The sequence below is a fragment of the uncultured Polaribacter sp. genome, assembly GCF_947497125.1.
Taxonomy (GTDB): domain Bacteria; phylum Bacteroidota; class Bacteroidia; order Flavobacteriales; family Flavobacteriaceae; genus Polaribacter.
On record NZ_CANMFI010000004.1, the window covers coordinates 321,757 to 328,537 of the forward strand.

General features: G+C 28.9%; 7 protein-coding genes. 1 reads left to right on the forward strand and 6 read right to left on the reverse strand.

Annotated features, from left to right (window positions below; genetic code table 11):
• The first annotated feature begins 14 nt into the window (after positions 1–14).
• Entirely contained in the window at positions 15–1,271 is a 1,257-nt protein-coding gene (murF, locus tag Q0678_RS08495; protein WP_299056597.1) for a UDP-N-acetylmuramoyl-tripeptide--D-alanyl-D-alanine ligase, read from the forward strand.
• Here the strand turns inward: murF and Q0678_RS08500 are convergent.
• From Q0678_RS08500 to Q0678_RS08525, 6 genes are all read right to left on the reverse strand, one after another.
• A complete protein-coding gene (locus Q0678_RS08500; protein WP_299056599.1) occupies positions 1,261–2,115 on the reverse strand; it encodes an N-acetylglucosamine kinase in 855 nt (284 codons plus the stop codon). The genes murF and Q0678_RS08500 overlap by 11 nt on opposite strands.
• Positions 2,116–2,226: 111 nt before the next feature.
• The gene (locus Q0678_RS08505) at positions 2,227–3,321 is read right to left on the reverse strand and encodes a nucleotidyltransferase family protein (RefSeq protein WP_299056601.1); all 1,095 of its coding nucleotides are present in this window, start codon (positions 3,319–3,321) and stop codon (positions 2,227–2,229) included.
• Between the two features lies 1 nt (position 3,322).
• Positions 3,323–3,766 carry an adenylyltransferase/cytidyltransferase family protein gene (locus Q0678_RS08510; RefSeq protein ID WP_299056603.1) on the reverse strand — a complete coding sequence of 148 codons (444 nt, stop codon included), beginning with the start codon at positions 3,764–3,766 and terminating at the stop codon, positions 3,323–3,325.
• 367 nt (positions 3,767–4,133) lie between these two features.
• Complete coding sequence (locus Q0678_RS08515; protein WP_299056605.1) at positions 4,134–5,087, reverse strand: Fic family protein; 954 nt, start codon at positions 5,085–5,087, stop codon at positions 4,134–4,136.
• Positions 5,088–5,307: 220 nt separating this feature from the next.
• Entirely contained in the window at positions 5,308–6,195 is an 888-nt protein-coding gene (locus Q0678_RS08520; RefSeq protein WP_299056607.1) for a DUF4143 domain-containing protein, read from the reverse strand.
• Positions 6,134–6,427: an AAA family ATPase gene (locus Q0678_RS08525; protein ID WP_299056609.1), complete on the reverse strand. Its 294-nt coding sequence runs from the start codon at positions 6,425–6,427 to the stop codon at positions 6,134–6,136. Before Q0678_RS08525 ends, Q0678_RS08520 begins: the two co-directional genes overlap by 62 nt.
• Positions 6,428–6,781: the final 354 nt, after the last annotated feature.

Consider the following 6,781-nt stretch of genomic DNA (forward strand, 5'->3'; position numbering starts at 1 on the left):
TTTATTTTTATAGTATGAAAATCGAAGACATATACTCATTATACAGTAAAAAATTTTTAGTAGATACAGACACTAGAAATATTAGAAAAGACAGTTTATATTTTGCCTTAAAAGGTAGTAATTTTAATGGCAACTCTTTTGCAGAAAAAGCAATTGAACTTGGTGCTGCCTATGCCTTTGTAGATGAAGAACAGTATTGTAACCATAGTTCTATTTTTTTAGTAGATAATGTTTTAGAAACTTTACAAAAACTAGCCAATTATCATCGAAAGCAATTTCAATTCCCAATTATTGCCTTAACAGGTAGTAATGGAAAAACAACCACCAAAGAATTGATCAACGCTGTTTTATCAAAAAAATATAAAACAACAGCAACTATTGGCAACTTAAACAACCATATTGGAGTGCCACTTACCTTACTTTCTATGTCTTTAGACACCCAAATAGGAATTGTAGAAATGGGTGCTAATCATCAAAAAGAGATAGCATTTTTATCTTCAATTTGCGAACCCGATTTTGGCTATATTACCAATTTCGGAAAAGCTCATTTAGAGGGATTTGGCGGAGTTGAAGGTGTTATAAAAGGAAAAAGTGAACTGTATACCTTTTTAGAAAAAAACAAAAAAATTGCTTTTATAAATACAGATGATGCAATACAAGTTGCAAAAACAGCTGCAATTGCTACAATTCCTTTTAATGATAGTTTGTCTTTTTTAGAGGTAAATCCGTTTGTAAAATTAACTCTTAACAAGGTTTCTATACAAAGTAATCTTATTGGCAAATACAACTATAACAATATTGCCGTTGCCTGCACTATTGGTCAATATTTTAAGGTTTCGAATTCAGAAATTAAAGAAGCAATCGAAAATTACACCCCTACAAATAATAGGTCTCAAATAATAACTACTAAATTTAATAAAATTATATTAGATGCTTATAATGCGAATCCGTCTAGCATGAAAGCAGCCTTAGAAAATTTTGAAAGCATTCAAGAAAAAAACAAAACTGTTATTTTAGGGGATATGTTTGAACTTGGTCTGGATAGTGAAAAAGAACACCAAGAAATTGTAGATCTAGTTAGCAACTGCCGTTTTAGCAATACCTATTTTGTTGGAAGTCACTTTTATAAAACAAAGAAAACAACGCAACTTTTTAAAACCTTCGAATTGCTATTAGAAGAACTAAAAAAACACCCTCTAAAAAACCAAACAATATTAATAAAAGGCTCTAGAGGAATGCAATTAGAAAGACTATTGGCTATTATAGATTGATGTTCTCTTTATGGTAGGCAACTAAGTTATCAATAGGTCTTTGAATGACCTCTGTAACTTCTAAATTATTTTTTTTAGCCACTTTTTCTAAAATTTCTCTAAAATAATGAGCAATTGATCCAATGAAATAAATAGGTGTTTCTGCTGTTTTATTGTAAGGAATTACTCGGAATTTGAAAAACTCTTGAAACCCTTTTTTAATAATTCTTTTTATGTATTTCTCTTCCTTAAAATCGAACATAAATTTAGCAAAAGAAGCCAAATACATATTCGGGTTGGGTTCTCTGTATAAGTTTTTCTTAATATAATCTGCCTCTAGATTAAATTCTTTATTAAATTTTTCTGCAATTTTACTAGGCATTTTATTGTAAAAATAATCAATTAAGAGTTTTTTTCCGAAATAATTACCACTTGCTTCATCCATCAAAATGTACCCTAAAGAAGGAGTTAACATTTCTAGATTTTCACCATTGTAATAACAACTATTAGAGCCTGTACCAAGTATACAAACCAAAGCAGGCTCTTTGCCAGTGGCAGCATAAACCGCAGCAAGCATATCTTCTGCAATATAAATTTTAGCATTGATAAATATATCTGCTAAAATTTTCTTTAAAATTGCTATAGGATTCGGAGTGCCACAACCAGCACCATAAAAGTGAATTTCAGATACTTCATCTTTAATATTTATCAACTGAAACATATTAATAATTCTATTGTGCAACTCTTCTTTTGGCACAATAGCGGGGTTTAAGCCAAGTGTTCGCACTCTAAAAGCCTCTGTTTTATCATTAGCTATTGCAATCCAATCTGCTTTTGTAGAACCACCATCTGCAATTAATATCATACTCTTATAATTTTAATCAAATATATTATAAGTAAAACTCTTACACAATAGGTATAAAATCTTCAATCGTTTTCGTTGAAAAGAAAATAGTAGTTATTAGAAATAGTAAAATTAGTTGCCAACTATTTGATGCCATTTTTCTTGACGCCATTCTTTACTAGTGAGTCTCTTATACAACAAAAAAAGGTACCCTTTGGTAGTAATTGCTCTGTTAATAATTTGGCACCGTAGTTCTATAAAAAAATAACTTTTTATAATCTGATGACGGAATTTTGTTATTTTCGGATACTGATACTGCGAATTTAACCTTTTTAAATATGATGTTACTTCTTTATTAGATGTGTATTCTAAACTTGACACATTATTAAAAAACTGGTAACAAGCAGCTAAAAAACAATTTAAATGGGTACTTAACTTTTGTATACTATGAACTGCTAAATTAGCATTGGTTTTTTTAGATAATAAAAAAACATCATACGCATTTCTTAACGCCATAGCCTTATAATAATAACCCTTATCATTAATTTGATTAGCAAGAATAGATATATTTAATTTATTTGCATAACTTAAAACAGTTACACCATCAACAACTTGACAGTCTTTCTTTACATATGTATAATTAAACTCTTTGGCATAATTTTCAATTAAAATTTCTTTATGAATTTCTACTGCAGCAATACTATTTTCTTTTTGAAGTCTTCTGTAATGTTTTTGAGGTGGTAGGTAATATTCTTCTGTATCTACTTTGGAGTAATTAAAATTACAAATAACTTTTATAGCCTTCGGATAATCTTGTTCAGAGAAAATAAAATCAATATCGCCTACCATTCTTTCAGCAATATCCTCATAAATACCTGCCAACAGATTTCCAGTTCCTTTAAAAAAAACAGGAGTAATATTATTAGCTAATAAAAGGGTATTTAATTCTTTTGCTTGCGCTATTATTTGTATGTTCCGATCTCGGTTTAAATCGGTAATGTGCTGCATATAATTCACTAATTCATCTGGCAAAAACTGAAGAAAAGCTACCCGTTTTAAATTGCAATACAATGCCGGAAAAACATAATGTGCAGTACTAACTTTTACAACCGAATCCCAATCAATATCCTTAGAAACTAATTTTTGTTTTATATACGCTTTATTAGACTCTTCTAAAGATATCGTTAGACAAGTTGCAATAAAAGTAAGTGTTTCTTTGTAGGTCATTTTAAGAGGGATTTTTTTTTGAAGTATTACTTTTTAACAACCAACTACTAGATTGGATTTTTTCTCCTAAACCATCAATCAAAGAAATGCCCAATTGATCACAAATTGGTTTTTCTGGAATGGTGTTATTATTTTGATCACCACCATTTGCAAAACTCAACTCATAATCTGCTCCAAAATCTTTAGCAATCTTTTCAATAGTCTTGCAAACTGTCCTATCTGTATCAATAGACAATATACAATAATCTACCGATTTTATATTACCAACAATAAAGACACGTTCTTCTTCTTTTTGAAATTCTTTTGAGCCTTTTAATGCCCTCTGATGATCACTATTCACAATTACAAACAAATTATCTGCTAATCTTTTTGCATTGTTAAAATATTCTATATGTCCTTTGTGAATTGGGTTAAAATAACCCGATACAATAATTCCTTTTTTCATTCTTTGTGATTTTTTCAAAGATAATAAACATGAATAACATGAGTTGAATATAATTAAATGAAAAACGTTTTCATTATCATAACTACTATAGGTTCATTTCAAATTGAATGCAGTTGAAACCTATTTGATAGAGACGTTTTATAAAAACCTCTCGACTCCGCTAGAGGTGACATACTTAATTACTAGACAACTTAACTAAAACATTATCAATGTCAGTTCGAGCGCAGTCGAGAACGTTGTCGTGTATGATTTAGTTGCGTGGTGTAGCACTAAAGTTAGCAAATAAAACACTAACCAAGAAAATCCGGGAAGATTTTCACAAGTAGGCAAGAACCAAACAATTAATTATACAAGTTGTTGTACCCAGTTATTTTAAACGATAGATTGTCTTATTTTTTTCTCCTATTTTTTCAAATAAATCTAATTCAGCACCTTTCTTTAAATCTCTACTAGCTGTCGCTGAAGAAATGTCTTTAAAAATATCCATATAATCTTTTCTTGAAAATTCATTTATATTTAATGAAACATAGTATTCTAGTCTATCTTTTTCGTTTAAAGTTCGATTATTAAAGTTCAGTAATTCACTTATAGAAATATTAATAACATTTAGCATGTATTCAATAAACTTAGTAGATTTTCCCGATTTATCACTTTCAGCCAAAGATTTGTAATATTTTTCTTGGTCTTTACTAATTAGAGTTTCAAAAGGCAAAAACTCAAAGATCGGATATTTTTCCATTAAAATTAGTGTTTGCCATAATCTTCCCATTCTACCATTTCCATCCAAAAAAGGATGAATAAATTCCATTTCGTAATGGAAAACACAACTTTTAATTAATTCAATTTCATCAGACTTTTTTAAATATTCAAAAAGGTCTTTCATTAAATATGGCACATTTCTAAAAGGAGGTGCTAAATGGGCAACTTTTGAGCCTTTTACAATTCCAACACTTTGATTTCTATATTTTCCAAAATTTTCAATTAAACCTTCCATTAAATTTTGATGTGCTTTTAAAAAGGATTTTTCATTAGAAGGGTTGTAGTTTTCTAAATTTTCATAGATTTTGATAGCATTTAAAACCTCAAGAACATCTTTTTTAGGACCAATAACTCTTTTCTTTTCAAGAAGTGCTGTTATTTGCTCTTCTGTAAGAGTATTTCCTTCTATTTTTAGAGAAGAATGAATAGTTTTAATTCTATTCTGTTTTCTTAATTTCGGTGAAGGTTTGTTTAAAAAATTAGCATTTACTACCCCTATTTTTTCGGAAATAGAAGTAATTAATTTTAAAATTGATGGGGTTATTTCGTAGGGTGGCTTCATTTTATGATACTATCATTTGATACTATCAAAGATACAATCATTTATACTGATTTTTCTTATGAAAACGAATTTTTTAATTGGGTAAAACAAACTATAATTGTAAAGCTAAAAACACTTCTCTACTTCGCTCAAGGTGACAATTGTAGTTTTATTAGAATCTATCTATTTTTCTGTATCAGCTTGATCGCAGTCGAAACTTGTCGCTATTACTTTCTAAAATCTATATTTTAATAAATTCTCTAAAATTATTTTTATCAATTACGATTTCCTTGGCTTTGTATGCATTTACAAAAGTTTTTGGTAATCTCACTTTTTTCTTGTTATTCCATTTAAACTCATACCCTGAAATAATACCATTATGTTCTTCTACTAAATCTACTTCTTGCTGTTGTTTGGTTCTCCAAAAGTACATTTTAGCATTTGTATTATAATACTTATTCTGTTTCAATCTTTCTGAAATTAAAAAATTTTCCCATAAAGCCCCAGTATCTTGCCTTAATTCTAAAGGATTAAAATTTCCAATAATTGTATTTCGTACACCGTTATCATAGAAATATATTTTTTTATTTTTTTTAATTTCATTGCGTAAGTTTCTACTAAAGCTATGTAACTTAAATATTACATATCCTTTTTCTAAAATATCTATATAGTTGACAACAGTATTTTTATCTACACCGACTATTTGAGCCAGTTCATTGTAGTTCACTTCACTTCCTATTTGAAGGGCTAAAGCTCGCACCAATTTTTCTAATACTTCTGGTTTTCTAATATTTGAAAAGGCTAAAATATCCCTATACAAATAACTATTTACCAATTGTTTTAATAGTTCTTTTTCTTCTCCAGGATTTTTTAATATATCTGGATAGAAACCGTATAATATCCTGTTTTCTAATTGTTGTTCTGCTGAGACATAGCCATCTGTATTTTCCAACTCTTCCCAACTTACTGGAAACAATTCATACTCCCATTTCCTTCCTGTTAAAGGTTCATTAATTGCATTTGATAAATCAAAAGATGACGAGCCACTTACAAATAATTGTACCTCTTTAAATTGATCTATAATTATTTTTAATGTTAGCCCAATACCGGCTATTCTTTTGAGCTTCATCAATAAAAATGATTTTGTTAGACCCTATAATACTTCTAATTTGTACTGTGTTAGGATTGTTTAATAGACTTCTTACTATAGGATTATCTCCATCTAAAAATAGATGTTCTTCTGTAGCTATTATCGTTTTAAGTAGCGTCGTTTTCCCTACTTGTCTGGGACCAATTAATACAATAGCTTTCCCTTTATTTCTTCTCTGCTCAATGGTTTCTTTTAAGACTCTTTTGTACATTTTATTTTTCCAAAAATATACTATTTTATATTGTATTCACTAATAGTTATGTTTTTTAGTGAATACATGCGCTAAAAAGTATTTATATATTGTATGTCTATTTATAAAAGCTATGTAATAAGTGTTATTACGAAGACAACTGAAATGAAAAAGTATAAGAATGGAAAGTAATTGATGAAGTATACAATGTAATTGAAAAAAGTAGCTAGTATATGTGATTTCTCCTTAGCAGGCGAAATGACATTCGTTTTCTGAAGGTAGATACAAACAGAAATTTAAATTAACTAAATGTCAGTTCGAGCGCAGTCGAGAAAGAACTATACTTGTAAAGCTAAAAACATCCTCTAGACTCCG